25 protein-coding genes are annotated in these 26,833 nt (G+C 72.4%); 11 read left to right on the forward strand and 14 right to left on the reverse strand.

Translation table 11 applies throughout. From position 1 onward, the window contains the following. Positions 1-203: 203 nt before the first annotated feature. From E1193_RS14220 to E1193_RS14245, 6 genes are all read left to right on the forward strand, one after another. The gene (locus E1193_RS14220) at positions 204-1,193 is read left to right on the forward strand and encodes a LacI family DNA-binding transcriptional regulator (protein ID WP_132183670.1); all 990 of its coding nucleotides are present in this window, start codon (positions 204-206) and stop codon (positions 1,191-1,193) included. Positions 1,194-1,611: 418 nt separating this feature from the next. After that, positions 1,612-3,300: an ABC transporter substrate-binding protein gene (locus E1193_RS14225; RefSeq protein ID WP_132183671.1), complete on the forward strand. Its 1,689-nt coding sequence runs from the start codon at positions 1,612-1,614 to the stop codon at positions 3,298-3,300. 18 nt (positions 3,301-3,318) lie between these two features. Continuing rightward, complete coding sequence (locus tag E1193_RS14230; RefSeq protein ID WP_132183672.1) at positions 3,319-4,308, forward strand: ABC transporter permease; 990 nt, start codon at positions 3,319-3,321, stop codon at positions 4,306-4,308. A gap of 24 nt (positions 4,309-4,332) precedes the next feature. Next, positions 4,333-5,304, forward strand: a complete 972-nt coding sequence (locus E1193_RS14235; RefSeq protein ID WP_207922698.1) for an ABC transporter permease — start codon at positions 4,333-4,335, stop codon at positions 5,302-5,304. 126 nt (positions 5,305-5,430) lie between these two features. Further along, positions 5,431-6,354, forward strand: coding sequence for an ABC transporter ATP-binding protein (locus tag E1193_RS14240; protein ID WP_132183673.1), 924 nt, complete (start codon positions 5,431-5,433; stop codon positions 6,352-6,354). Beyond that, complete coding sequence (locus E1193_RS14245) at positions 6,351-7,160, forward strand: ATP-binding cassette domain-containing protein (RefSeq protein ID WP_132183674.1); 810 nt, start codon at positions 6,351-6,353, stop codon at positions 7,158-7,160. The genes E1193_RS14240 and E1193_RS14245 overlap by 4 nt, the downstream gene beginning before the upstream one ends. An 18-nt stretch (positions 7,161-7,178) precedes the next feature. Here the strand turns inward: E1193_RS14245 and E1193_RS14250 are convergent, their stop codons facing one another. After that, the gene (locus E1193_RS14250) at positions 7,179-8,387 is read right to left on the reverse strand and encodes an ROK family transcriptional regulator (protein ID WP_132183675.1); all 1,209 of its coding nucleotides are present in this window, start codon (positions 8,385-8,387) and stop codon (positions 7,179-7,181) included. 177 nt (positions 8,388-8,564) lie between these two features. Between E1193_RS14250 and E1193_RS14255 the strand changes: the two genes are divergently transcribed. Beyond that, positions 8,565-9,425, forward strand: coding sequence for a substrate-binding domain-containing protein (locus E1193_RS14255; RefSeq protein WP_243707617.1), 861 nt, complete (start codon positions 8,565-8,567; stop codon positions 9,423-9,425). 125 nt (positions 9,426-9,550) lie between these two features. Here the strand turns inward: E1193_RS14255 and E1193_RS14260 are convergent, their stop codons facing one another. Next, complete coding sequence (locus E1193_RS14260) at positions 9,551-10,675, reverse strand: FUSC family protein (RefSeq protein WP_132183676.1); 1,125 nt, start codon at positions 10,673-10,675, stop codon at positions 9,551-9,553. 50 nt (positions 10,676-10,725) lie between these two features. Beyond that, a complete protein-coding gene (locus tag E1193_RS14265) occupies positions 10,726-11,547 on the reverse strand; it encodes an NAD(P)H-binding protein (protein ID WP_132183677.1) in 822 nt (273 codons plus the stop codon). 82 nt (positions 11,548-11,629) lie between these two features. On the opposite strand from E1193_RS14265, the gene E1193_RS14270 reads away from it, so the two are divergent. Next, a complete protein-coding gene (locus E1193_RS14270) occupies positions 11,630-12,568 on the forward strand; it encodes an AraC family transcriptional regulator (protein ID WP_132183678.1) in 939 nt (312 codons plus the stop codon). A gap of 200 nt (positions 12,569-12,768) precedes the next feature. On the opposite strand, the gene E1193_RS14275 is transcribed toward E1193_RS14270, so the two are convergent. The 3 genes from E1193_RS14275 to E1193_RS14285 are packed head-to-tail and all read right to left on the reverse strand — an operon-like array spanning position 12,769 to position 15,907. Then, positions 12,769-13,566, reverse strand: coding sequence for a sugar phosphate isomerase/epimerase family protein (locus E1193_RS14275; RefSeq protein WP_132183693.1), 798 nt, complete (start codon positions 13,564-13,566; stop codon positions 12,769-12,771). Positions 13,567-13,607: 41 nt separating this feature from the next. Beyond that, positions 13,608-14,759 carry a dihydrodipicolinate synthase family protein gene (locus E1193_RS14280; RefSeq protein ID WP_132183679.1) on the reverse strand — a complete coding sequence of 384 codons (1,152 nt, stop codon included), beginning with the start codon at positions 14,757-14,759 and terminating at the stop codon, positions 13,608-13,610. After that, positions 14,756-15,907, reverse strand: a complete 1,152-nt coding sequence (locus tag E1193_RS14285) for a Gfo/Idh/MocA family oxidoreductase (RefSeq protein WP_132183680.1) — start codon at positions 15,905-15,907, stop codon at positions 14,756-14,758. Before E1193_RS14285 ends, E1193_RS14280 begins: the two co-directional genes overlap by 4 nt. A 160-nt stretch (positions 15,908-16,067) precedes the next feature. On the opposite strand from E1193_RS14285, the gene E1193_RS14290 reads away from it, so the two are divergent. Further along, positions 16,068-17,084, forward strand: a complete 1,017-nt coding sequence (locus tag E1193_RS14290) for a LacI family DNA-binding transcriptional regulator (RefSeq protein WP_132183681.1) — start codon at positions 16,068-16,070, stop codon at positions 17,082-17,084. A 106-nt stretch (positions 17,085-17,190) separates the two neighbouring features. On the opposite strand, the gene E1193_RS14295 is transcribed toward E1193_RS14290, so the two are convergent. From E1193_RS14295 to E1193_RS14330, 8 genes are read right to left on the reverse strand one after another with little or no spacing between them, the layout of a single operon-like run. Next, entirely contained in the window at positions 17,191-17,799 is a 609-nt protein-coding gene (locus E1193_RS14295; RefSeq protein ID WP_132183682.1) for a bifunctional 4-hydroxy-2-oxoglutarate aldolase/2-dehydro-3-deoxy-phosphogluconate aldolase, read from the reverse strand. Beyond that, on the reverse strand, positions 17,796-18,896 hold the full coding sequence (locus tag E1193_RS14300; RefSeq protein ID WP_132183683.1) for a sugar kinase: 1,101 nt from the start codon (positions 18,894-18,896) through the stop codon (positions 17,796-17,798). The genes E1193_RS14295 and E1193_RS14300 overlap by 4 nt, the downstream gene beginning before the upstream one ends. Next, on the reverse strand, positions 18,893-19,741 hold the full coding sequence (locus E1193_RS14305) for a PmoA family protein (protein WP_132183684.1): 849 nt from the start codon (positions 19,739-19,741) through the stop codon (positions 18,893-18,895). The genes E1193_RS14300 and E1193_RS14305 overlap by 4 nt, the downstream gene beginning before the upstream one ends. Continuing rightward, a complete protein-coding gene (locus E1193_RS14310; RefSeq protein ID WP_132183685.1) occupies positions 19,738-20,340 on the reverse strand; it encodes a hypothetical protein in 603 nt (200 codons plus the stop codon). The genes E1193_RS14305 and E1193_RS14310 overlap by 4 nt, the downstream gene beginning before the upstream one ends. Next, complete coding sequence (locus tag E1193_RS14315) at positions 20,337-21,218, reverse strand: carbohydrate ABC transporter permease (RefSeq protein WP_132183686.1); 882 nt, start codon at positions 21,216-21,218, stop codon at positions 20,337-20,339. Before E1193_RS14315 ends, E1193_RS14310 begins: the two co-directional genes overlap by 4 nt. Then, on the reverse strand, positions 21,218-22,195 hold the full coding sequence (locus E1193_RS14320; RefSeq protein WP_132183687.1) for a sugar ABC transporter permease: 978 nt from the start codon (positions 22,193-22,195) through the stop codon (positions 21,218-21,220). Before E1193_RS14320 ends, E1193_RS14315 begins: the two co-directional genes overlap by 1 nt. Before the next feature lie 29 nt (positions 22,196-22,224). Beyond that, positions 22,225-23,562, reverse strand: coding sequence for an extracellular solute-binding protein (locus E1193_RS14325; RefSeq protein ID WP_132183688.1), 1,338 nt, complete (start codon positions 23,560-23,562; stop codon positions 22,225-22,227). Between the two features lie 19 nt (positions 23,563-23,581). After that, a complete protein-coding gene (locus E1193_RS14330) occupies positions 23,582-24,706 on the reverse strand; it encodes a LacI family DNA-binding transcriptional regulator (RefSeq protein WP_132183689.1) in 1,125 nt (374 codons plus the stop codon). A 241-nt stretch (positions 24,707-24,947) separates the two neighbouring features. On the opposite strand from E1193_RS14330, the gene E1193_RS14335 reads away from it, so the two are divergent. Both E1193_RS14335 and E1193_RS14340 read left to right on the forward strand, forming a co-directional pair. Continuing rightward, complete coding sequence (locus tag E1193_RS14335; RefSeq protein ID WP_132183690.1) at positions 24,948-26,276, forward strand: Gfo/Idh/MocA family oxidoreductase; 1,329 nt, start codon at positions 24,948-24,950, stop codon at positions 26,274-26,276. Positions 26,277-26,293: 17 nt separating this feature from the next. Next, positions 26,294-26,833, forward strand: a 540-nt coding sequence (locus E1193_RS14340) for a glucuronate isomerase (RefSeq protein ID WP_207922699.1), incomplete at its 3' end; no start/stop codon positions are given.

The following is a 26,833-nucleotide window of genomic DNA, read 5'->3' on the forward strand; positions in this document are numbered from 1 at the left end:
GGGTACGGCGGGGGCGGGTGGTGCGGTGACCGGGTCGGCTGACCTCACGGGATTCCTCTCGTCGGTGTGGTGCCCGACCATCGCACACCTGGAAGCGCTACCAGCACAAACCCTTTGCGCCCCTTATGGGACAGCGCCCGACGGGGGCATTAATGTGGTGGGAGAGCGCTCCCAGCCGTCTCGACCACGACGTGGAGGACCTCATGACTTCGCCGCACCGCCCGGCCACCCTGGACGACGTGGCCCGGCTCGCGGACGTGTCCCGCTCGACCGCGTCCCGTGTCGTCGCGGGCTCCGGATTCGCCTCGCCAGCTGCTCGGGACCGGGTGCTGGCCGCCGTCAACCGCCTCGGGTACGTGCCGAACGCGACGGCCCGGGCACTGGTGCGCGGCGGCGGCGGCGTCCGGCTGGTGGTGGCGGTCTCCGGCGTCACCGCCGCCGTGCTGGACGACCCGTACGTCGACCGGGTGGTCGGCGCCGCCGCGCGGGCCTGCGCGTCGTACCCGGTGGGGGTGGTACTGCACTGGCTGCCGTTGCACGGCTCGGCCGCGTTGGCGCGGATCGCGCAGGACCGCGGCGTCGCCGGCGTGGTGCTGGTGAACGCCACCGAGCCACTGCTCGACTCGATCCCGCCCGGGCTGCGGGGCCGGGTCGCCTCGATCGGCATCGGCTCCCCGACGGTGCCCTCCTTCGACGTGGACAACGCGAGCGGGGCTGGTCAGGTCGTCCGCCACCTGTACGCCGCCGGTCGCCGCCGGATCGCGATGGTGACCGGCCCCCGATGGCTGTCCTGCGCCGGCCGCGCCGTCGGGGCCTACCGGCGGATCATGCGCGAGGCCGGGTTGCCGGTCCGCCTGGTCCCTGGTGACTTCACCGCCGGGCGGGGCCGGGCGGCGGCCGGGGAGCTACTGGCCCGGTGGCCCGACACCGACGCCGTCTTCGCGGTCAGCGACCTGACCGCGTTGGGGGTGATCGCCGGGCTCGGGGAGACCGGCGTTCGGGTGCCCGCCGACATCGCGGTCGCGGGGTTCGACGACATCCCGCAGGCCGCGCTGAACACGCCGGCCCTCACCACGGCCAGCCACCCGGTCGGGCCGATCGCCGCCGCGGCGGCCACCGCCGTGCTGCACGGCCGGCCCGTCCCGCCGGTGACCTCGTTCCCCTCCGCGCTGGTCCGCCGCACGAGCGCCTGAGGCCCGCCCCGTTTCGCGCCGCGCGAGCACCTCGCCGCCCGTTTCCGCGCCGCCGCACGACCACCTCGCTGCCGGGGTCCGCCGCCGCGCGAGACGGCGTTGCCCGGTGGGCGCACCTCACCGGCCGGTCCGCGATGCGGCACCAGGGGAGCTTGTCCTGCCAGGCCCGGTGATGACGGCGTCGAGGTGACCAGGCCGTCGGCGCCGTCGTTGCACTTCGGGCGCCCCGAGCCGTCCCAGCACTGCCGAGCATCGATGGCCTTCTTTACTGCCCAGCCGACCGCCCCTGGGGTACAGCCATCGACATCGTTACTTGACATCCTAAACTTAAGCAGCTTAATAATGGCTTGACGAGCCGGCGCGGCCCGCCCCGAAGCATCGCCGCTTCGCCACGGCGATCCGACAGAGGGATCTACTGATGCCACTCTTTTCGCGACGCCTGGTCCGGCGCCTCGGTTTCTTCACCGTCGTGTCCACTGCGGCGGCGCTCACGATCACCGCGTGCTCCGACGACTCCCCCGACAACGCCGCAGGCAGCTCCATCAGCATCAATGGGACTGCCGCCACCATCGTCGAGAACTGGAACCCGTTCTCACCCACGCAGCTGCAGCCCACGCTGGGCGTCATCCACGAGGCGCTCTACTACTACAACCTGGCCAGCGACGTCGCGCCGCGGCCGATGCTGGCGACCGCATACTCCTGGGACACCGCCGGCACGCAGCTGACGATCACCACACGCGAGGGCGTCAAGTGGTCCGACGGTCAGCCGTTCACCGCCAAGGACGTCGCCTTCACCTTCGAACTGATCCGCAAGAACAAGGCGATCAACAGCAGCGGTCTCGCGCACACCTCGGCGAACGCCACCGACGACAAGACCGTCGTGCTGACGTTCCCGACCACCTCCTTCACCACCGAACCGGCCATCCTGGGCGGCACGGCGATCATTCCGGAACATGTCTGGAGCAAGATCAGCGACCCGGCGAAGACCACCAACCCCAAACCGGTCGGCACCGGCCCGTACCAGCTCAAGTCGCTGAACGCGCAGGGTTTCGTGATGGAGAAGAACCCGAACTACTGGCAGCCGGGCAAGCCGGAGATCCAGACGGTCCGCTACATCACCCTGGCCACCGCCGACGCGGCGAGCGCCGCCCTGACCGCGGGCCAGGTGGACTGGATGAGCGCGTACATCCCGGACCTCGACAAGATCATCGCGGGCCACAAGAACCTCGCCTATGTCAACACGCCGGCCCTCACGGCGTCGATCTTCACCTGCTCGAACGCGGCCATGGGCTGCAAGGGTCCGCAGACCGACCGGGCCGTACGCCAGGCCATGTACCACGCGCTCAACCGCGACCAGCTCAACAAGCTGGCCGGTGGCGGCTACGCCGGGACGGCCTCGCCGACGCTGCTGCTGCCCGATCGCGACCAGAAGTGGGTCGCGGATCCGGCCAACCTCAAGACCCCGGGCGGCCCCGATATCGCCAAGGCCAACCAGGTTCTGGATGCGGCCGGCTGGGTCAGGGGTGCCGACGGCATCCGCACCAAGGGCGGCGAGCGGCTGTCGATGCGGATCCAGACCGTGACCGGCTGGAGTGACTTCATCTCGCTCAACGACGCGATGGCGCAGCAGTTCAAGGAGGTCGGCATCGAACTGAAGCCCACCCAGCTGTCCTCGAACGAGTGGAACAACAACCAGGTGCAGGGCAACTTCCAGTTGTCGCTCGACTCGATCGGCCTGGGCGCGTCGTCCAACCCGTACTTCACCTACAACGCGCGCTACACCTCGGCCACCACGGCGAAGGTCGGCGAGCCGGCCGGCAACTCCGGCAACTACGCCCGCTACCGCAACCCCACGGTCGACCAGGCCGTCGCGGCCGCCGCGGCGACCAACGACGAGAACGCGCAGAAGCAGCAGTACGCCACGATCCAGGCGCAGATCGTCCAGGACCTGCCGTACATCCCGATCTACGTGAACTCGACGCTGACCCAGTTCAACACCAGCCGGGCGACCGGATGGCCGACCAACGACAACAAGTACGCCTTCCCGGCCACCTGGAAGTCGTGGGACAGCGGCATCGTCCTGACCTCCCTGAAGCCGGTCGGCTGAGCGGCGTCGGCGGCCGACGTGCGCCACCTCCTGCGGAAGGTCGGGTTCTACGTGATCGCCCTGTGGGCGGCACTCACGGTGAACTTCGTCATCCCCCGGCTCATGCCGGGCGACCCGGTCTCACTGCTCATCGCCAAGCTCGGCCAGCGGGGACCGGTGACCCCGGAGACCAGGTCGTCCATCGAGGCGCTGCTCGGCACCGACACCGACCGGCCCCTGCTCGTGCAGTACGTCGACTACCTGCGCAACCTCGCCAATGGGGACCTGGGCCTGTCGGTGTCGTACTTCCCCGCGCCGGTCACCTCGATCATCGGCCAGACGCTGCCGTGGACGATCGGGCTCATCGGCCTGGCGACGGTCATCTCGTTCCTGCTGGGCATCGGGCTCGGCACCGTCGCCGGGTGGAAACGCGGGTCGTGGCTGGACAACCTGATCCCGGTGACCACGATGTTCCAGTCGGTGCCGTACTTCTGGCTGGCGCTGATCCTGCTCTTCGCATTCGGCAGCGTGTGGCCGGTCTTTCCGCTGAACGGCGGCTACGACATCTACGACACGGTGCCCGGCTGGAACGCGGAGTTCATCGGCTCGGTCCTCTATCACGGCACGCTGCCAGCGCTGACGATCATCATCTCGTCGGTCGGCGGTTGGATGCTCGGCATGCGCAACATGATGGTCTCGACGCTGTCCGAAGACTACCTGCTCACGGCCGAGGCCAAGGGCCTGCGGCCGGGCCGGATCATGCGCACGTACGCGGCACGCAACGCCATCCTCCCGTCGATCTCGGGCTTCGCGATCTCGCTGGGTTTCGTCGTGGCCGGCTCGATCGTCACCGAGACGGTGTTCTCGTACCCCGGGATCGGCTCGGCGCTGCTGCAGGCGGTCGGCAGTAACGACTACGCGCTGATGCAGGGCATCTTCCTGGTCATCACGCTCTCCGTGCTCGGCGCCAACCTGCTGGTCGATCTCCTGTACTCGGTCATCGACCCGCGAACCCGAGCACGGACCTGACCGGCGTCGGAAAGGACCAATGACGTGGCATTGACCACCCAGGCCGCCGGTCCCGTCGGCCTCCCCGCCGGCTCGGCGCCGCAACCCACCCGGCGGCGTCGGCTCGGCCTGCCGCCGATGACGGCCAAGCTCGCCACCGGCCTGATCATCAGCGGCGCGATCGTGCTCTTCGGGTTGCTCGGCCCGTTCGTCGTGCAGGATCCGGCCCGGGTCGACGACATCGGCCTGACCGGACCCAGCGGTGCGCACCTGATGGGCACCACCCAGACCGGCCAGGACGTGCTGGCCCAGCTGGCGTACGCCACCCGCGGCTCGCTGACCATCGGCGCGATCGTCGGCGTGCTCACCCTGCTGCTGTCCGGGTTCTTCGGCGTGGTGGGTGCCTACGCGGGCGGCTGGGTGGACGAGTTCTTCTCGCTGTGCACCAACATCATGCTGGTCATCCCCGGGTTGCCCCTGGTGATCGTGATCTCCAGTTACGTGCCGGACAAGAGTCTGTGGCTGGTCGCGCTGGTGCTCTCCCTCACCGGCTGGGCCGGTTCGGCACGGGTGCTGCGCGGGTACACGCTGAGCCTGCGCAACCGCGACTACGTGCTGGCCTCACGGGTGGCCGGGGAGAAACGCTGGCGTATCCTCGCGGTCGAGATCCTGCCCAACCTGATTCCGCTGCTGGCCTCGCAGGTGGTGTTCGCCGTCATCTTCGCCATCCTCGGCGAGGCCGGCCTCGCCTATCTCGGCCTCGGCGCGAGCGGCTCGATCAGCTGGGGCACGATGCTCTACTACGCCCAGAACGGCCTCGCGCTGCGGCTCGGCGCGTGGTGGTGGTTCGTGCCACCGGGTCTCCTGCTGGCGCTGTTCGGCGCGGCGTTGTCGCTGATCAACTTCTCGATCGACGAGATCATCAACCCCAAGCTGCGCAACCAGACCCGATCCGCCCGCCGCGGCTGGGTCATGTCCCGCAAACAGCTGGAGACCGCCAAGGAGGCCACCCTGTGAGCGCGAGGAGTGAGCCGGGTTTGCGAGCCCCGCAGTCGCGAACAGAGGCAATGCCGTGAGCGCGAGGAGTGAGCCGGGTTTGCGAGCCCCGCAGTCGCGAACAGAGGCAGTGCTGTGAGCGGAGCGATGCCAGCGCCGCCGGTCCGGCCCGTGGTGTCGGCGCCGGTCCTGACCATCGAGAACTTCAGCGTCGACTACCTCGTAAATCCGGTCGTGCACGCGGTGAAGAACGTCTCGCTCACACTGCGCCGGGGCGAGGTGCTCGGCCTCGCCGGGGAGAGCGGCTGCGGCAAGAGCACACTCGCGTACGGCATCGTGCGGCTGCTCAAGCCGCCGGCGGTGATCGTCTCCGGCCGGGCGGTGTTCCACTCCCGCGAGGGCATCGAGATCGACTGGAACCTGCTGCGCGCCGAGGAGTTGCGGGCCACCCGGTGGGACAAGATCTCCATGGTCTTCCAGGGGGCGATGAACTCCCTTAACCCGGTCATCTCGATCCGGGACCAACTCGAGGACGTCTTCACCACGCACCGTCCCGAGATGGGCCGGCGCGAGCGCCGCAGGCGGTGCGCCGAACTGCTCGAGCGGGTCGGCGTGGACCCCGCCCGGCTGCGCGCGTACCCCCACGAGCTCTCCGGCGGGATGCGCCAGCGCGTCATGATCGCCATGGCGATGGCGCTGGAACCGCAGGTCATGATCATGGATGAGCCGACGACCGCGCTGGACGTCGTCGTCCAGCGCGAGATCCTGCGCGAGATCACCCGGCTGCGCGACGAACTGGGTTTCGCCGTCATCTTCATCACCCACGACCTGCCGCTGCTGCTGGAGATCAGCGACCGGATCGCGGTGATGCGCGCCGGCGAGGTGGTGGAGTTCGGCGACGCGCTGAGCCTCTACACCGACCCGCAGCACGACTACACCAAGCAACTTTTGGCATCCTTCCCCAGCCTGACCGGCGAGCGCGGGTCCTTCGTGCGCGGCGGAATGGACGAGCGGCTGCTGGCCCTCGACGCGGTCCGACTCGACGATCCGGACGCAGGGAGCACCGCGTGACCACCTTGACGGCCGAGCACCTGGTGAAGAACTACCACCTCCGGCGGGGCCTGCGCGGCGGCACGCTGCGGGCGGTCGACGACGTCAGCTTCACCCTGGAGCCGGGACGGACGGTCGCGCTCGTCGGGCAGAGCGGCAGCGGCAAGTCGACCATCGCCAAGCTTCTGCTGCAGCTCGAACGCCCCACCGCGGGCCGGATCCTGGTCGACGGCAAGCCGGTGCAGCGGCGGGGCGGCGGACTGAGGCGCTACCGCCGCACCGTGCAGATGGTGTTCCAGGATCCGTTCGCCTCGCTCAACCCGTACCACACCGTCGAACATCACCTCGAACGCCCGATCCGCCTGCACCACCCGAAACTGGCCAGCGACGAGGTGCACCGCCGCGTCCTGCACCTGCTGGAGCGCGTCCGGCTGACCCCCGCCGAGAACGTCGCCGCCCGCCGGCCGCACCAGTTGTCCGGCGGCCAGCGCCAGCGCGTCGCCATCGCCCGGGCACTGGCACCCGGACCCGGCGTTCTCATCGCCGACGAGCCGGTGTCCATGCTGGACGTCTCCATCCGACTCGGCGTGCTGAACCTGCTGGCGACGCTGCAGCGCGAAGAGGATCTCGGCCTGCTCTACATCACCCACGACCTGGCCACGGCCCGGCATTTCGCCGACGAGATCCTGGTCATGTACCGGGGCCGGATCGTCGAGCGGGGCGACGCCGACGAGGTCATTCTCCGGCCCCAGCACGAGTACACGAAGACGCTCGCCGCCGCCGCGCCGAATCCGGAGCGCAGGCTCAGCGAACTGCGCGGGGGATGAGCAGGCCGCAGGTACCTGTCAGCGGCGCATGCTGGACTGCAGCACCACGGCGGCCGCCCCGGTCGCCGACGCGGTCGCCGCGGCCAGCGACACTGTCACGGACACCGAGCGGTGCCAGGTGCGGGCGTCCGCGGCGGCGATGCGCGACGTGATCGCCGGGCCGTAGACGAAGGACGCCGCGGCGAAGCCGGGACCGGTGAGCACGAGCAGGTCGATGTCGAGCAGATTGACCACCGACTCCGCTGCCGCGGCCACGTAGCGTGCCGAGTCGTCGAGTAGCGCCCGGCAGGCGGGGGCGCCGGCACGGGCCGCACGGGCGACGGCGGCGAAGTCGGCCGCCACACTACGCCGGGCGCTGGCCCTGTCCAGGCCCGCCTCGCCGGCGGCCACCGGATCGGCCAGCGCCGCCCCGACAACGACCTGTGGACCGGCGAGCACTTCGAGGCAGCCGCTGCTGCCGCACCAGCACGGCAAGCCGTCGACCTGCAGACACAGATGGCCGAACTCGCCGGCGTTGGCCTGGGCGCCGCGCAGCGCGACGCCGTCTATGACGATGCCCGCCCCGATGCCGCTGCCCATGTAGAGCGCGGCGAAGGCGCGGGTCGGTCCGACCCGGGCGACCCAGTACTCCCCAACCGCCGCGGCCGTCGCGTCGTTCTCGACCAGCACCTGCATCCCGGTGGCCGCCGCGAGCCGCCGGTCGAGGTCGTCCCCGCGCCAGCCGCGCAGGTGGATCGGCGCCTGCTCGGGATGCACCCCGGGTCCTTGTGGGCCGGGCCAGACGACGCCGACGCCCAGGCACCGCGCCGGGTCCACGCCCGAGGCGTCGATGAGCACGGCAACGTCGGCGGCGAGTCCCCGCACCAGGGTGTCCGGGTCGGCGCCGGCCAGCGCGGGCCGGGCCAGCCGGGAGATCACCCCGCCGGTCTGGCCGGTGAGCACGTACGTCGTGGTGTCCTCGTCGAGGTGGATGCCCACCGCGACTCGCGCGACCGGATCGAGGCGCAGCAGTGTGCGCGGCTTGCCGCCGGTGGGACTGCGGCCGGTCTCTCGGACCAGGCCCTCCTCGATCAGCCGGCGGACGGTCATCGACACCGCGGCCTCGGTCAGCCCGGTCATGGAGGCCAGTTCGACGCGGCTCAGCGGCTCCGCGGAGCGGATGGCGTCGAGGATGCTCTCCCGGGCGCCCGTCCGCCGGCTGCGGCCGACCGGCGCATAGTCAGCCATGGATCTCCTTCGTGCTGTTCGCGCCGTTGACGACCTTCTTTCAGTTACTTAAGAATATAGGGCCGGCAGTTCCCCCTGAAACGACGGGACACGATCGATGATCAGAAACGACCCCCACTCGGGCTGGGCCGTGCGCGCCGTCGGCGGCCCGGTGTCCCCGGAGGACTGAAGCCGGCCGTGCACACCACGACGGGTACCCGCCTGATCGGCCTCGTGCTGACCGAGAACGCCGCCCAGGTCGGTGTCGAGCCCTTCTTCATGGAGCTGATCGCCGGCATGGAGCAGGTCCTCGCGCCGACCGGCGCCGGCGTGCTGTTGCTCGTGGTCACCGACCTGGCGGCGGAGTTGGCGACCTACCGGCGCTGGGCGGGTGAAGGCACCGTCGAGGCAGTGGTCGTGGCCAACATCGTGCACGTCGACGTCCGCCCGGAGACGCTGGCGGCGCTGGGCCTACCGGCCGTACTCGCCGGCCGCTACACCGGGCCGGCGAAGCTCCCCTGCGTGGTCACCGACGACGCAGGCGCGATGACTGCGGCGATCGACCTGCTGGTCACCCTCGATCACCGGGTGATCGGCCGGGTCAGCGGACCGGCCGGGCTGGTGCATACCGCCGAGCGCACCGCCGCCATGCACGCGGCGGCCGAGCACCTCGGCCTGCGGGTGCGGATCGTCGAGGCCGACTACAGCGCCGAGGCTGGCGTGCGAGCCACCCGCGAACTGCTCGCCGGCCGCCCCGCGCCGACCGCCGTCCTCTTCGACAACGATGTCATGGCGGCAGCCGCCGAGGAGGACCTGATGCGTTCCGGCCTCCGGGTACCAGATCAGGTGAGCCTGCTCGCCTTCGCCGACTCGCCGCTGTGCGAGCTGGCGGTGCCACCGTTGTCGGCGATGAGCATCGACGCCCACGAACACGGTGTCAGTCTCGGCCGGGCCGTGCTCGATGTGCTGACCCGCGCCGCACAGCAGGACCGCGCCGGCCCGCCGATCCGTATGCGGCAGCGAGCCAGCACCGGCCCGGCCCCGGGCAGGGCCAACTGACCTCGTCGCTGACGGCATCCGCCGCAGGAACGCATGGTGGACCAGGCCATGTTGCCGTCGCGGGTCGACATCACGCCAGGGCACCCCACCGCCCAGTCGACGGCGCGGCACCGGGGACGCGGTCGCTACAGCGGGGGTAGCCCGAGCGCCTCGTCGACCCGGGCCAGCACCGCCGCGTCGTCGTCGGCCCGTACGCCACGCAGCAAATCGATGGCGGTGGCCCGGACCTGCCCGACGATCACCGCCAGCGGCAGCGTGTGCCCCTGGGTGAACAGCCGCCCGACGGCCCGTACCGCCGCCAGGGCCGCGGCGTCGGCCTGCTCGGCGTGCCGGTCGGCGACGGATTCCGCGCCGTCGAGGTCGGCGGCGAGCGCCTCGCCCGCCGCCCGGATCGCCTCCGCCAGCACCCGCAACGCCGTGACCAGCTCGTCCGGCACCGGGCCGGGGAGCCGGTTGCAGGTCACCCCGGCCCGGGCGAGCACGCGCACGTTGCGCACCGCGTAGTCGACCTGGGCGACGGAGGCGTCCACGGTGCGCAGCCGTCCGATGTGCCGGCGGCGGCGCACGTTCAGCCGCAGCGCCTCCCCGGCGGCGAGGACGGCGGTCCGTAGCCGCTCCACCCCGGCGTCGAGGCCGCGAGCCCGGTCCAGGGCGGCGCGGGCCGCCGCCTCGTCCCGGTCGGCGAGGGCGGCGGCCACCTCCTCCACCACCTCGGCCATCCCGTCGAAGGTGCGCCGGAACTCGGCGACCAGCGGCGCGAGCGGCCGGCGGGCATCGACGAGCTGGCTGGCCACCACCGCCACCGCGCCACCGATCAGCGCGTCCACGAACCGGAACGGCACCAGCGACTCGGTCGGCGGGGAGACCACCACCAGGTAGAGCGCCGACACGGCGGCCTGGACCACGCTCACACTGCTCGCGCCGATCGCCACCGCCAGCGCGACGGTCAGCAGGATGACGGTGAAGACCGTCCCGGTGCTGCGCGGCCCGAGCGCCTGGACCACCAGGTCCGCGACGAGCACGCCGGCGGCCACACCGAGCACCACCTCGATCGCCCGGCGCATCCGCTGCCCGCGCGCCTGACCGAGCACGATCAGCGCGGCGGCCGGGGCGAAGAACGGCTGCGGATGGCCGACCAGCCGGGTGGCGAGCAGCCACGCCACGGTCGCCGCCAGGGTCGCCTCGGCCACCGGCACCCAGCCCTGCCGCAGCCGAACGGCGGCCTGCCTCAACCAGCCCCACCGGACCATCGCCACCTCCTCCCACCAGCTCGGGGCCCCACCGTAGCCCGGCCGGCGGGTCAGGCCCGCCAGACCCCGGCGGCCTGCGTCGCATACGTCCGGAAGTCACGTGGCGGGCGGCCGAGGATCCGCTCGACGCCGTCGCCCAGCCGGGCGTTGCGGCCGTCCAGGAGTTCGGTGAACAGGTACGTCAGCAGCGCCACCACGTCGGCCGGGACGCCCACCGCGGTGAGCTCGGCCGCGTACGCCCCGGCGTCGACCGGCACCAGGCGCACCGGTCGACCGGCGGCCGTGGCGATCTCGGCGACCGCCTCGGCAAAGGTCAGCAGCCGGGAGCCGGTCAGCTCGTACGTTCCGCCGGCGTACGCGTCGGTGGTGAGCGCGGCCACGGCGGCCTCGGCGATGTCGTCGGCGTCGACGAACGGTTCGGGCACTTCGCCGACGGGTAAGGCCACCACCCCGGCGCGCACCGGCTCCACCAGGTAGCCCTCGCTGAAGTTCTGCGCGAACCAACTGGCCCGCAGCACTGTGGTGGGGACGCCGCTGGCCGTGACGGCCCGCTCAGCCTCGGCCGCCTGCGGCTCGCCGCGCCCGGAGAGCAGCACCAGCCGCTGGACGCCGTGGTCGGACGCGAGCCGAGCGAACGCGCCGACCGTCTCCGCCGCACCCGGAACGGCCAGGTCCGGCTGGTACGCCAGGTAGACCGCGCTGACGCCGTGCAGCACCGGCTGCCAGGTGTCCGGATCGGTCCAGTCGAAGGGCGGCGTGCCGGCCCGAGAGCCGAGCCGATACGGTACGCCGCGCGCGGCCAGGCCGGTCGCGACCCGCCGTCCGGTCTTGCCGGTGCCGCCGAGGACAAGTGTCGTCAGGTGTTCTGCCATGTGGACCAGTGAACCCGCCGGTGGTGAGACGCTGAATGGCTCACACGCGCAGGAAGATTCGTAAGCGTCTAACCTCTGGGTTGTGGATCTGTTGACCGGTCTCCTCGACGGGCCTCGGGCCCGGGGTGCGTTCCTGCTCCGGTCGCTGCTGGACCCGCCGTTCGCGCTGCGCATCGAGGACCGCGCGCCGCTGACCGTGGTGGCCCTGGTACAGGGGACGGCCTGGGTGGTGCCGGACGGCGGCGCGGCGAAGCCGCTGCACCCCGGGGACGTCGCGGTGCTGCGCGGCCCCGACGCCTACACCATCGCCGACGACCCGGCCACGCCGCCGCAGGTGGTCGTCCACCCCGGGCAGCGCTGCACCACCCTGCGCGGCGAGTCGCTGGTCACCACGTGGGGCCTGGGGGTGCGGACCTGGGGCACCGGGACTCCGGGCGACACGGTGTTGCTGACCGGCACGTACCAGCTCCCGGGGGAGGTCAACCGGAGGCTGCTCGGCGCGTTGCCGTCACTGCTGGTGGTCCGCGCGCAGGAGTGGCACAGCCCGCTGGTCGGCCTGCTCGCCGAGGAGGTGACCCGGGACGGCCCCGGCCAGGAGGCGGTCCTGGACCGACTGCTCGACCTGCTACTGATCGCGGTGCTGCGCGACTGGTTCGACCGGCCCGGCCAGGGCCCCTCCTGGTACGCCGCCAACGCGGATCCGGTGGTCGGACCGGCGTTGCGGCTGCTGCGCGGCGAGCCCGCCCGGGAGTGGACGGTGGCCTCCCTCGCCGCCGAGGTGGGTGTCTCCCGGGCCACCCTGGCCCGGCGTTTCACCGAACTGGTCGGCGAGCCGCCGATGACCTTCCTGACCGACTGGCGGTTGAGCCTCGCCGCCGACCTGCTGCGGGAGCCGGACGCCACCCTCGGCGCGGTGGCCCGCCAGGTCGGCTACGGCAGCCCGTTCGCGTTGAGCACCGCCTTCCGCCGGGTACGCGGCGTCAGCCCCCGCGACCACCGCACCCGCTCCCCCACCAGTTGACCCTCCCGTCCGACACCGTGCGCCACCAGTGCTCACGCCCCGATCGGACGGGCACGACACCCCATCAGCCGTTCGCCTCCCGACCACAGGCGGGGGCACGCTCTGCCCCTAGGACTCGACACGGTCCAGGGGATGAGAGTGCTCACCCGCCTGCGGCTACCAGGCACCGAGTCTGCCAACGGCTGACCCGGTACCTCCCATCAGGGGACGTGGGTCAGGTAGGCGGTGGTGGCGGCAGCGAGGATGTCGGGACCGGGGCGGGCCCAGAGGTCGGCGTGGAAGACCTCCACCTCGATCGGGCCGGTGTAGCCGGCCGCGTCGACGGCCTCCCGCAGCCGGCGCAGCTCGACGCTGCCCTCACCCGGCAGGCCCCGACCGAGCAGCACCCCCTCCGGCAGCGGGGTGATCCAGTCCGCCACCTGGAACGCGGCGATCCGTGACCCGGCGCGGGCAATCTGCTGGTAGACCGTGTCGTCCCACCAGATGTGGTACGTGTCGACCACCACCCCGACCACGCCCGGGTCGAACCGTTCGGCGATGTCGAGGGCCTGCCCGAGGGTGGCGATCACGCACCGGTCGGCGCAGAACATCGGGTGCAGCGGTTCGATGGCCAGCCGCACCCCGGCGGCGGCGGCCTCCGGGGCGAGTTCGGCGATCGCGTCGGCCACCACCTGCCGGGCCCCGTCGACGTCCCGGCTGCCGGCCGGCAGCCCGCCGGAGACCAGCACCAGTTCCCGGGTGCCGAGGGTGGCGGCCTCCTCGATGGCCCGGCGGTTCTCGTCCCGCCAGCCGGGGGCGGTGAAGAACCCGCTCCGGCAGAGCGAGGTGACCTCCAGCCCGGCGTCGCGGACCAGCCGGGCGGAGCGTTCCAGGCCGTACTCCTGGACCGGCTCCCGCCACAGCCCGATCCCCGGCACGCCGGCCGCCGCGCAGCCGGCGACCACGTCGGTCAGCGGCCAGTGCTTGGCGGTGGCCTGGTTGAAGGAGAACCGTTCCAGGCCGGGAGCCGGAGCCACCCGGTTCACCGGAGCGGGTGCGCTCACTGGGCCACCCCCGCCACGGTGAAGTACGCCCGGGCCCGGGTGGCGGCCAGGTCGGCGTCCGGCAGCAGCCCCGCGGAGTCGGCCAGGACCAGCAGCCGGGCCAGGTGCGCCGGGGAGCGGCCGGCCTGCTGCCCGGCGAGCATGGTGAAGTGGTCCTGGTGCCCGGCCAGCCAGGCGAGGAACACGATGCCGGTCTTGTAGTGCCAGGTCGGCGTGGCGAACAGGTGCCGGGCCAGCGGCAGGGTCGGGGCGAACACCTCGTCGTAGGTGGCCAGGTCACCGGCGTCGAGCGCGGCCAGCGCGGTGGCGGCGGCCGGCGCGATCGCGGCGAAGACGCCGAGCAGCGCGTCGGAGTGCCCCTGCTCGTCGCCCCGGATCAGCTCCGGGTAGTTGAAGTCGTCGCCGGTGTAGAGGCGTACCCCCTCGGGGAGCCGGCGGCGCAGGTCGATCTCGCGTTCGGCGTCGAGCAGCGAGACCTTGATGCCGTCGACCCGGGCCTGGTGGTCCTTGATCAGCTGCAACACGGTCTCGGTGGCATCGTCCAGGTCGGACGAGCCCCAGTAGCCGGCCAGCGCCGGGTCGAACATGTCGCCGAGCCAGTGCAGCACGACGGGCTGGTCGGCGGCGGCGAGCAGCCGGTCGTACACCTGGAGGTAGTCCTCGGCGCCGGTGGCCGTCGCGGCGAGCTGCCGGCTGCACATCAGCACCGGCCGGGCCCCCGCGGCGGCGACCTCGGCGAGCTGCTCGAGGTACGCCTCGGTGATCAGGGGCAGCGTGCTCGGGCCGGGTGGGAGCTGGTCGGTGGCGACCCCGGCGACGATCCGCCCGCCCACGGCGCGGGCCTCGGCGGCGCTGCGCCGGATCAGCTCGCGGGTGGCCGGGTGGTCGAGCCCCATGCCGCGCTGGGCGGTGTCCATCGCCTCGGCCACCCCGAGCCCGTACGACCACAGGTGGTGCCGGAAGGCCAGCGTGCGCTCCCAGTCGACGGCGGCCGGGGCGCCCGGCACGTTCTCCGCGGCCGGGTCGGCGACGACGTGCGCGGCGGCGTACGCCACCCGGCTGGTCGACGGCCCGGCGGGGCGCGGGAAGCCCCGCCCCCCGCGCAGCCGGTACGTCTCGCCGCCGGGCAGGTTGACGGTGGCGCTCACCGGGTCAGCTCCGGCACCTCGACGCGGCGCCCCTCGCGGGCGGACTCCAGACCCAGCTCGGCGAGCTGCACGCCGCGCACCCCGGCGAGGAAGTCCCAGTGGAACGGGTCGCCGGCCACGACGTGCCGCAGGAACGCCTCCCACTGCGCCTTGAAGCCGTTGTCGAACTCCTCGTTGTCGGGCACCTCGGTCCACTGGGCCCGGAAGTCCTCGGTGGCGGGCAGGTCCGGGTTCCAGACCGGCTTCGGGGTGACGGCCCGGTGCTGCACCCGGCAGCGGCGCAGCCCGGCGACCGCGCTGCCCTCGGTGCCGTCGACGTGGAACTCGACGAGTTCGTCGCGGTGCACCCGGGTGCACCAGGACGAGTTGAGCGCGGCGACGACGCCACCTTCGAGTTCGAAGATGCCGTACGCGGCGTCGTCGGCGGTGGCCGGGTAGCTGCGGCCGGCCTCGTCGACCCGCTGCGGGATGTGCGTGGCGGCGAGGCAGGTCACGGCCCGCACCGGGGCGAACAGCTCTTCCAGCACGTACTGCCAGTGCGGGAACATGTCCATGATGATGCCCCCGCCGTCCTCGACCCGGTAGTTCCAGGAGGGGCGCTGGGCGGGCTGCCAGTCGCCCTCGAAGACCCAGTAGCCGAACTCGCCGCGGACGGAGAGGATCCGGCCGAAGAAGCCGCCGTCGATCAGCCGCTTCAGCTTGCGCAGGCCGGGCAGGAACAGCTTGTCCTGTACCACGCCGGTGCGGATGCCGGCCGCGTCGGCGGCCCGGACCAGTTCCATCGCGGCGGCGCTGGACTCGGCGAGGGGCTTCTCGGTGTAGATGTGCTTGCCGGCCTCGATCGCCTGCCGAATGGCCTTCTCCCGCTGCTGGGTGACCTGCGCGTCGAAGTAGATCTCCGCGTCCTCGCGGGCGAGCGCGGCGCTCAGGTCGGTGGTCCAGTCAGTGAGCCCGTGCCGCTCGGCCACGGCGCGCAGCCGGCCCTCGTCGCGGCCGACGAGGATCGGCTCGGGCCAGATCCGGGTGCCGTCGGGCAGCGCCAGGCCGCCCTGTTCGCGCAGGGCCAGCAGGGACCGGACCAGGTGCTGGCGGTATCCCATCCGACCGGTGACGCCGTTGACGATGATGCCGATCGACCTTCGGGTCATGGTCGTCCCTTCATGTGTCACGCTTCAGGTAAGCGCTTTCCTGGGCAGCGTAGGTGTCTCCCACCGCGCCAGGCAAGAGCCTTGCCGGTGGATCTTGCGGTAGCCTGTGCGCGACCGCGCGGGGCGCGGCACCTGGCGCGTACCTCAGAGGGGGTGAGAGTTGGCGACGTTGGCCGACGTGGCCCGCCGCGCGGGCGTCTCCCCCGCCACGGCGTCCAGGGTGATCAACGGCAGCAGCAAGCCGGTCGCCGACGAGCTGCGCGAGCGGGTGCTCCGCGCCGTCGCCGAGCTGCGGTACGTCCCGAACGCGCACGCCCAACTGCTGGCCCGGCCGCAGCGCAGCGTGGTGGGCGTGGTGGTGCACGACGTCTCCGACCCGTACTTCGCCGAGGTGACCCGGGGCCTGCAACGGGTGGCCACCGACCGGGGGCGGCTGGTCATCATCTGCAACAGCTACCGCGACCCGGAGCGCGAGCTGGAGTACGTCGAGATGCTCCGCGGCCAACAGGTCGCCGCGATCGTGCTGGCCGGCTCGGGTTACCACGACGTCGACTTCACCACCCGACTCACCGAGAAGCTGGCCGCGTACGAGGCGACCGGCGGCCGGGTGGCGGTGGTCGGCCGGCACGAGCACCCGGGCGACGCGGTGATGCCGGCCAACGACCTCGGCGGCCGGCTGCTCGGCGAGGAGCTGCTCCGCCAGGGGCACCGGCAGATCGGCGTGATCGCCGGTCCACGGGTGCTGACCACGATCACCGACCGGTTGACCGGGCTGCGGGCCGCGCTGTCCGACGCCGGTGTGCCGCTGCCCGAGGAGCACCTCCGGTACGCCGACTTCGACCGCGACGGCGGGGCCCGCGCCGCCGCCACGCTGCTGGACGCCTGCCCCGGGCTGACCGCGCTGGTGGCGCTCAACGACTCGATGGCCGTCGGCGCGCTGGCCCTGCTGCGGCAGCGGGGCGTCCGGGTGCCCGAGCAGGTGTCGGTGGTGGGCTTCGACGACATGCCGGTGGCCGCCGACGTCACCCCGGCGCTGACCACGGTCCGGCTGCCCCTGGTCGAGTTGGGCGCCCGGGCGATGACCCTCGCCCTCGACCCGTCCGCCGGCCTCTCCCGGGTCGAGGTGCTTCCCGCCACCCTGGTCCGCCGCGAGAGCCTCGGCCCGGCGCCGCGCTGACCGGCCCGCCGTGGGCGTGGGAGACCGGCGGTGGCTCCGTACATCCGTCCCCTCGCGGGTCGACCGCACGGCCCCCGGCCCGCCGGTCGAGGGCTCGCGCGGCGGCTCAGTCGCGCGCGGCGGCCAGCTCCGCCAGCCGGGGGATCTGCCGGGGGTCGGCCAGCGCCGACCCGACCGCGACCACCTTCACCCCGGCGGCGAGGAAGTCCCCCGCGTTGTCCGCGTCGATCCCGCCGGTGGCCACGAACCGCAGCTCCGGCAGCGGCCCGGCCATCGCCCTGAACCACTGCGGGCCGAGGCTCACCGCCGGGAACGCCTTGAGCCAGACCAGCCCGTGGTCGAGGGCCCGCTGCGCCTCGGTCGGGGTGGCGACCCCCGGCAGGTGCGGGATGCCGTAGGTCAGCGCCGCGTCGGCGACCGCCAGGTCGAGCCCGGGGGCGACGGTGAACGCCGCACCGGCGTCGGCCGCCAGGCGGACCTGGGCGGGGGTGCGGACGGTGCCGGCTCCCACCCGTCGGCCCCGCCTCCGCCCGGCCTCGACGGCTGCCCGCAGGGACGGCCCGGCCTCCGGGGTGCGGATCGGCACCTCCACCACGTCGATACCCAACTCCCACGCCTGCTCGGCGAGGCGGGCGGTCTCCGTCGGCGGCAGGTCGCGCAGGATCACCATCACCCGGGCGTCGGTGAAGATCGGCGCGAAGTCGTGCGACGTCATCCGCCGCTCCTTTCTCGTTCGGCTGCGCTGGCGGCGACCGGCGTGCCGGGGAGCAGTCCCGCCCCCACCGGGTCGAGCTGCGCCCAGGCTGCGGCAGGCAGGGCGAGCAGCCGGTCGACCAGCGCCCGCCCGGGGGGCGGTGCGGTGTCCCCGGGGACGGTCAGGGTGGGCGCGGCGCAGAGGTGGCCGAGCCGGAGGCAGTCGCGGGGTTCGAGGTCGCGCAGCAGCCCGGAGAGGAAACCGGCGGCGAAGGCGTCCCCGGCGCCGACGGGTTCGCGTACCGGCACCCGCAGCGCCGGCACGAAGACGGCCGTTCCGGTGCGTGGCAGCACGGTCGCGCCGACCGCGGCGTCCTTGACCACCACCAGGTCCGGCCCCGGCAGGAGCGCGCGCACCGCGACCGGGTCGGCGCACCCCCAGAGGGTGTCCGCCTCATCCTGCCCGACGAGGACCACGTCGGCCCGGTCGGCGAGCCGGCGCAGCACCGGCGCGGCGGCGGCGACCGGCCAGAGCCGGGCCCGGTGGTTGACGTCGAAGCTGATCCGGGCATCGCCCAGCGGCCGGTCGGTCAGCGCGCACTTTACGAGCGCCGCACAGGTCGGCGAGAGCGCGGCGGTCACCCCGGACAGGTGCAGCAGCCGGACGCCGGCCAGCCGCCGGTCGTCCAGCGCGTCCGGGCCCAGCGCCGAGGCGGCGGAGCCGGAGCGGTAGTAGTGCACGGCGGTGCCGCCCGGGCCCGGGTCCTTCAGGTAGACGCCGGTGGGCGCGGTCGGGTCGACCTCGACCAGGGCGTCCACCCCGGCGTCGGTGACGTGCCGCACCACCCGCCGCCCGAACGGGTCGTCGCCGACCCGGCTCACCCAGCCGACCCGGTGCCCGAGGCCGGCAAGGGCTATGGCCAGGTTGGACTCGGCGCCGCCGACCGAGACGCCGAGCCGGTCGGCTCGCTCCAGCGGCGCCATCGGGTCGGGGGTGAGCACCACCATCGCCTCGCCCACGGTCGCCACCTCCGGCCCGCCGGTCGGTCCGGCGGCGGCAGTCGGTCCGCCGGCACCGGTCACGGCCCGGTCCGGCCCGGCCGCGGATCCGCCGGTCATGCGCCGTCCCGCCGGTCCAGCAGGGCGGCGATCCTGGCCCGGTCCAGGGTGCCGTCGGCGACCAGGACCGCGTGCCGGCCGGGCCGGTCGCCGCCGGCCGGCACCACGGCCGGGTGGTCGAAGGCGAAGGCCACGCAGACTCCCGGGTACATCGCGGTCCGCACGAACCACCGGTCGCCGGAGCCCAGGCCGGTGAAGACCAGGGTGTACGCTCCACCGCCCGGCGTCACGCCGGTCATCGCCACCCACGGCGCGGCGCTGCCGTTGGCGGCCTGCTCCCCCTCGTTGTCGTTGGTGAACACCGACGGTTCGCCGTCGGCGACCGCCCGCCAGAAGAAGCCGCCGTAACCGGCCCCGCCGGGGCGGCCGTTGGTGGCCGGGCTTCCCAGGTGCACGTCCCGCTCGACGGGGGCGGTGAGGGTGTAGTCGACGTCGAGCCGCCACACGTCCGGCGCCACCGGCGCCGCGCCGAGCCGACGGTGCTCGGTGAGCAGCACGCGGCCGTCCCGGTCGCGCCACTGCAACTCGTGCTCCAGCCGGTCCGGGCCGCGGTCGCCCCAGCCGGTGTGGGCGATCACGCCGTGGTCGTCCCGCCAGGTGTAGCCGATGTCGCGCACGTACGTCCGGCCGCCCCAGAGGTTGGTGCCGTCGACGTCCTGCACCGCCAGGGACGCCCCGAGGTGCCATACGTGGTCGGCGGGGAACGCGTCGGTGACCGGCGTGCCGGCGAGGGTCCGGACCGGGTGCAGGTACGGCCGGGGTCCGTGCCTCGGGTCCAGGTCGGGGTGCAGCACGTACCGGGCGACCTCGACGTCGCCCACCCGCAGGGTGGGTTCCTCGGTCACGGCGTCACCGCCCGGGCCAGTGGTCGGGCGACCGCGTGCAGGGCGGCCAGGGCGTACCCGGCGAGGATCGGCACCGCCACCGGGGTGACCAGCGCGGCGAGCAGTCCGGCGACGACGCACACCCCGCTGGCCGCCGCCCAGGTGCCGGGACGGTCCAGCCCGGTACGCGCCGCCGCGCGGGCCGCGTCCCGCCAGCCCCGCCCGCCGGTGCGGCCGACCGCCACGACGACCAGCCCGGCGTACCCGGCCAGGGCGGCGGCGACCAGGGCGGTGACGGCCAGTGCGGGCGGCCCGCCGGGCACCCGCCCGGCGGCGAGCGCGAGCAGGTCGGCGCCGAGGGCGACGACGGCGGCGAGCGCGACGGCGCTCACCGCCACGCCGGTCGGCAGCGCCCGGGTGAACCGGGCCGCCGTGGTGCGCAGGTCCGGCCAGCCGCCGTGCGCGACCCGGTCGTGCACGGCGGCGCTGGCGGCAGCCGCCGCCGGGGCGAGGGTGAGCAGCGGCAGCGCGGCCAGCACGAGGAGGAAGCCGAGCAACGCCAGGTCGGTGGCGTCGCGCAGGGTGTCCCGCCAGTCCCGGCGGGGCTCGGTGTCGTTCATCCCTTGAGTCCGCTGGTGTTGATGCCCTCGACGAGCATCCGCTGGAAGGCGAGGAAGAACAGGAAGACCGGCAGCAGCGACAGCACCGACATGGCGAACATCGGACCGACCGCGCTCTGGCTGGTGGAGTCGATGAACAGGGTCAGCGCCACCGGCACCGTGTAGTCCTCCAGACTGGACAGGAAGACCAGCTGGCGGAAGAAGTCGTTCCAGGTCCAGATGAACGAGAAGATCGCGGTGGTGACCAACGCCGGGCGACTCAACGGCAGGATGACGTGCCGGAAGATGCCGTACGGGCTCGCGCCGTCGATCTTGGCGGCCTCGTCCAGCTCGCGGGGGATGCCCCGCATGAACTGCACCATCAGGAAGACGAAGAACGCCTCGGTGGCGAGGTACTGCGGGATCAGCAGCGGCAGGTACGGCCATTCGCCGCCGACCAGGCCCAGGCTGCGGAAGAGGATGTACTGCGGCACGATCAGCACGTGCCCGGGCAGCAGCAGGGTGCCGATCATGACGGCGAACCAGATCCCCCGCAGCCGGAACCGCAGCCGGGCGAAGGCGTACGCGGCCAGCAGGCAGGAGACCGCGTTGCCGACCACGGTGAGCAGGCTGACCATGGCGCTGTTGAGGAAGAACCGGCCGAAGCTGAGGTCGAAGTTGTTCCACCCCTGGGTGTAGTTGCCCGGGGTGAACCGCTCCGGCAGCAGGCCGATGTTGTTGACGATCTCCTCCTGGGACTTGACCGAGGTGCCGAGCATCCACAGCAGCGGATAGAGCACGACCGCGACGATCACGATCAGGACGACCAGCCGCAGGGCCTGCCGTCCGCCCGGCTTGCGGGCGCCCTGTCGGGGCGCCGTCGAGGTCACCGCCACCATCACCGCTCCCCGTCCGAGTAGTGCACCCAGAACCGCCCGGTGCTGAAGAAGATCGTGGTGATCAAGGCGATCGCGATCAGAAAGACCCAGGCCATCGCCGAGGCGTAACCCATCTCCAGGTCGGTGAAGCCGGCGATGTACAGCTGCAACGTGTACATCAGGGTCGAGTCGACCGGCCCGCCGGTGCCGTTGCTGAGCACGAACGCCGCGGTGAAGCCCTGGAAACCGTTGATGGTCTCCAGCACCAGGTTGAAGAAGATCACCGGGGAGAGCATCGGCAGGGTGACGTGCCAGAACTGACGGAACCGGTTTGCCCCGTCGACTGACGCGGCCTCGTACAGCTCGCCGGGCACCTGCTTCAGCCCGGCCAGGAAGATCACCATCGGGGCGCCGAACTGCCAGATCGCCAGCAGCATCAGCGTCTCCAGGGCCCACTCCGGGTCGTTGACCCAGGGCAGCCCCTCGATGCCGAAGATGGCCAGGAACGAGTTGAACGCGCCGTCCCGGTTGAACATGTTCACCCAGACGATCGCCAGGGCGACGCTGCCGCCGAGCAGCGACGGCAGGTAGAACAGGCCGCGGAACAGCCCGACCCCGCGCCAGGCCCGGTTGAGCAGCAACGCCACGCCGAGCGCGGCGGCGAGCTTCAACGGGACGGCCACCAGCGCGAAGGTGAGCGTGACCTGCACCGCGTGCCAGTACGACGGGTCGGCGGTGAACATCCGCTCGTAGTTGGCCAGCCCCACCCACTCCACCTCGGACAGCGGGGTGAGAATGTCGTAGTTGGTGAAACTGAGGTAGAGCGAGAGCAGCATGGGGATCGCCGTGACGCCCATCAGTCCGATGAGCCAGGGCGAGAGGAATACGTAGCCGGCCAGACCTTCGCCGTGCCGGTTCCGCCCGGCCCCACGCCGGGGGGCGTGGGGGCGGGCGGAACGGGTGGACCCGGTCCGGCCGGGGGCCGTGGTGAGGGCCACGGGCCGGCTCCTTTCCGTCAGCCGCGAGGTCAGGCGATCGCGGACTTGCAGGCGGCGAGGAACTGCTTCGCCGCCTCGGCCGGGGTGACCCGGCCGTACTGAGCGTTCTCCGCGGCCTTGACCAGCTCGGACTTGACCTTGCTGTGGCCCTTGATCGGCACCTGCGGCGAGGGGCCGAACTTCGCCGCCAGCTCGGTCTCGACCGCGATGGACTGCTTCATCGCCGGGTCGGTCGCGGTCTCGCTGACCTTGGCCCGCAGGTCCATGTTCGAGGGCAGGCCACGATCCGTGCCCAGCAGCGCCACCGCCTCCGGGTCGTTGGCCAGGAAGTTGATCACGTCGACCACGGCGTCCCGGTGCTTGCTTCCCTTGAACACCGACCAGTACATCGAGGCTCGGGCCCACTGGCCGCTCGGGTCACCCGGGTACGCCACGACGCCCAACTCGTCCTTGGTGTTCTTCTTCAGGTCGGGCATCTGGTTGACCCACACCCAGGAGGTCGCCGACTTGCCGGTGACCACGAGCTGCTTGGTGATGTCGCTGGAGTTGCCCTCGTGGATCACGTCCGGGGTCGGGGTGGCGCCCCGGTCGCGGGCTCCCTTCCACAACTCGAACCACCTGGTCACGTCCGCCTCGTCGAAGCCCAGGTCGTTGCCCTTGTACAGGTCCTTGCCCTGCTGGCGCAGCCACACCCAGAGCGCCTTGTAGTCGGCGCTCGGGTCCTGGGTGCCGGGGACCTTGGTCTTCTTCGCCACCTGCTCGGCCCAGGCGATGTGCTCCGCCCAGCTCATGCCGGTGGTCGGCTCCGGAAGGCCGTTCTTGGTGAGCAGGCTCTTGTTGTAGACCAGGCCCTGGGTGTTCTCACCGGCGGCCACGCCGGCGAGCTTGCCGTCGACGACGCCGTACTCCAGCAGGCTCTTGGGGAACTTCGACACGTCGAGCTTGCCGGAGTCCTTGTAGCTGGTGAGGTCGAGCACCGTGCTGCGGCCGGCGTACTCGGCGAGGTAGTTGTCGTCGATCTGGAAGATGTCCGGCGGGTTGCCGCCGGCCGTGAGCGTGGCCAGCTTGTCGAAGTAGCCCTGGTTGGCCTGCCAGGTCTTCTCGAAGGTCACGTTCGGGTTCTTCTTGGTGTAGAGGGCCAGGGCGTCCTCGGTGAGCTTGGCGCGGGCTTCGCCGCCCCACCAGAAGATGGAGAGCTTGACCTTGTCGTCACCGGTGGCGGCCCCGTCGTCGCCGCAGGCCGCGGCGCCGAACATCAGCGGGGCGGCGACCACGGCGGCGACCAGGCCACGCAGGATTCGGCGGCGGGGTGCCCGAGAACGGAAGAGGGGTTCGACCGGCGAGCCGGTGGTGGGGGACGTGTGCATCAGCGCTCACTCCTCGGCGTTAGGAGGCGACGACGCCACCGGTGGTGCCCGCCGGGCCACCCGGGTCCGCACGGCGATGCGGGCCCGGGCCGTCCGGCAGGCCACCGGGACGGGTTCGACCGGAGCCCGGCACGGGCCCGGTCGAGTCGCGGATGACCAACTCGGTCTGGAGCATTACCTGTGCGGTGGTGCGACGGTCGCCGACAACCACTGCCCGTCCCCCGCCGCGCGGGCGGGGCTCGGAGTCGTGTTGCAGCAGCATGTCGACGGCCGTCCGGCCGGCGGCCGCGGTCGGCGTGGCCACCGTCGTCAACTTGGGGCGGGTGAGCCGGCTCAGCGCGATGTCGTCGACCCCGACCACGCTGACGTCCTCCGGCACGCGGAGGCCGAGCTGGTCAAGCCCTTCGATCAGCCCGATGGCCATCAGGTCGTTGTAGGCGAGCACGGCGGTGACGCCGCTACGGCACACCTGCTCGGCCTGCGCACCGCCACCGGTCTCGGTGGGCGGGTTGGGGCCGAGCAGGGTGAGTTCGGCGCCACCGGAGCGGGCGGCAGCCCCGGCCGCCCGTCGGATCTCGCGGTTGGTCCAGGATCCGCGTGGGCCACAGAGCAGCGCGATCCGACGGTGACCGAGGCCGAGCAGGTGCTCGATCGCGGACCGGGCGCCCTGCCCGACGTCCATCACCACGCAGGGCAGGCCGGCGACGTGGCGGTTGATCACCACCACCGGGACCTCCCGGCTGACCTGCTCGATGAGGCTGTTGCTCATCCGGGGGCTACACAGCAGCACCCCGTCCACCTGCTTGGCCAGGGCGTGGACCAGTTCCTCCTCGGCGGCCGCGTCCTCGTTGGTGTCGGCCACGAAGACGTGGTAGTCGCGGTGCCGGGCCTGTCCCTCGGCCGCCTTGATCAGCGGCGGGAAGAACGGGTTGGCGATGTCCGCGATGATCAGGCCGATGTTGTGCGTCCGGCCGGTGATCAGCGCCCGGGCCGCCCGGTTCGGCCGGTAGCCCAGGTCCTCGGCGCAGGCCAGCACCCGCACCCGGGTTTCCGGGTTCACCAGGTGCGGTGCCGAGAAGGTGCGGGACACGGTGGAGATGTGCACGCCCGAGGCCCGCGCGACGTCGCGGATGGTGGCTGGCACGAGCGGGCCCCCCGTCAGGCGTGTGGTTGCGGTCACAGCAGTGCCGCCAATTAATGCAAACGGTTGCTCCACTGTCAACGGCTCATTGTCACGGCTCGATTGCGAAGAGGCCCCCACCCCGCCACACACGCCGCACCAATCGGGGCGAATGCCACGGGATTGGCCTGAGTCGTTGACGCGGTAATCGCCCGCGTGGTTTCTTCGCTGCAAACCTTTGCAGCACGAGCGGGAGGTCGACCGCATGTCACCACCACCCGGGCGGCGCCGCCGTCACGCCCTGGTCGGCACCGGGGCCCGGGCCGAGATGTTCGTTCGCGCGCTGGTGACCGAGCACCCGGACACCACGGAGCTGGTCGCCTTCGCCGACGTCAACCAACGGCGGATGGACGCCCACAACGGGTGGCTGGTCGAACTGGGCCACCCGGCCGTGCCGACGTACCAGGCCGCCGACTTCGCCACCATGCTCGCCGAGGAACGGGTCGACGTGGTCCTGGTGACCACCGTCGACTCGACCCACGACGAGTACATCGTCGCCGCGCTGCGCGCCGGCTGCGACGTCATCACCGAGAAGCCGATGACCGTCGACGTCCCGGGCTGCCGGCGGATCCTGGACGCGGTCGCCGAAACCGGCCGGCAGGTCACCGTCGCCTTCAACTACCGCTACAACCCCCTGCACGAGCAGCTGCGCCGCCTGCTCGCCGGCGGGGCGGTCGGCGAGATCGGGTCGGTGCACTTCGAGTGGCTGCTCGACGTGCGGCACGGCGCCGACTACTTCCGCCGGTGGCACCGGGACAAGGCCTCCTCCGGAGGTCTGATGGTGCACAAGGCCAGCCACCACTTCGACCTGGTCAACTGGTGGCTCGGCGCCGAGCCGGTCGAGGTGTACGCCGCCGGCCGGCTCTTCTTCTACGGCGAGAACGGCCGCCGGCACGGGTACGCCCGCGACTACGACCGGGCACACGGCGCCCCCGCCGCGGCCGACGACCCGTTCGCGCTGCGCCTGGCCGACCACCCTCGGCTGCGGGAGCTCTACCTCGACGCCGAGGCCGAGGACGGCTACCAACGGGACCGTAACGTCTTCGCCCCCGGCGTGACGATCGAGGACGACATGGCGGTGGTGGCCCGCTACACCAACGGCGCGACGATGACCTACCACCTCACCGCGTACGCCCCCTGGGAGGGTTACCGGGTGATGGTCAACGGCAGCCGCGGCCGACTGGAACTGGAGGTCATCGAGAACGACTTCGTCAGCCCCGCCGCGGCCGGCGCCCTCAAGGGCGCGGCGCTGCACGGCGACGAGGCCGCCACCGAGGCCGGCGCCGCCACCCTCACCCTGCGCCCGTTCTGGGAACCGCCCACCGTCATCCCGGTCGAGGGCCAGACCCGCGAGGGCCACGGCGGCGCGGACGCCCGGATGACGAGGGTGCTCTTCGGCGGCGAGCCCGACCCGCTGCACCGCGCAGCCACCGCCCGTGACGGCGCGCTCGCCCTGCTCACCGGCCTGGCGGCCAACCGCTGCATGGAGACCGGTGGTCCGGTCCGGGTCGCCGACCTGATCACCCTGCCCTGATCCTCCGAGGAGTCCCTGTGCCGACCCCTGACGATGTGCTCCTCCCCGCGGACCCGGGTGTGCGCGGGCTCGCCCGGGACCTGTACGCCCTGGCCGCGCCGCAGCCGATCATCTCCCCGCACGGGCACGTGGACCCGGCGATCCTCGCCGAGGACCGGCCGTTCCCCGACCCGGCCCGGCTGCTCATCGTGCCCGACCACTACCTCACCCGGATGCTGCTCAGCCAGGGCGTCCCTCCGGCGCAGCTGGGGGTGCCGACCGTGGACGGCAGCCCGGTGGAGGCCGACGGGCGCACGATCTGGCGGCGCTTCGCCGCGCACTGGCACCTGTTCCGCGGCACGCCGTCGCGGCTCTGGCTGGAACGCACCTTCACCGGCGTGTTCGGGGTGACCACGCCGCTCTCCCCCGCCACCGCCGACGCCGTCTACGACGAGCTGGCCGCCCGGCTGGCCGAGCCGGAGTTCCGGCCCCGGGCGCTGTTCGAGCGGTTCGGCATCGAGGTGCTGGCCACCACCGAGTCGCCCCTGGACGACCTGGGGCAGCACGCCAAGCTCGCC

It is taken from the genome of Micromonospora sp. KC606 (genome assembly GCF_004348675.1).
Lineage (GTDB): Bacteria > Actinomycetota > Actinomycetes > Mycobacteriales > Micromonosporaceae > Micromonospora.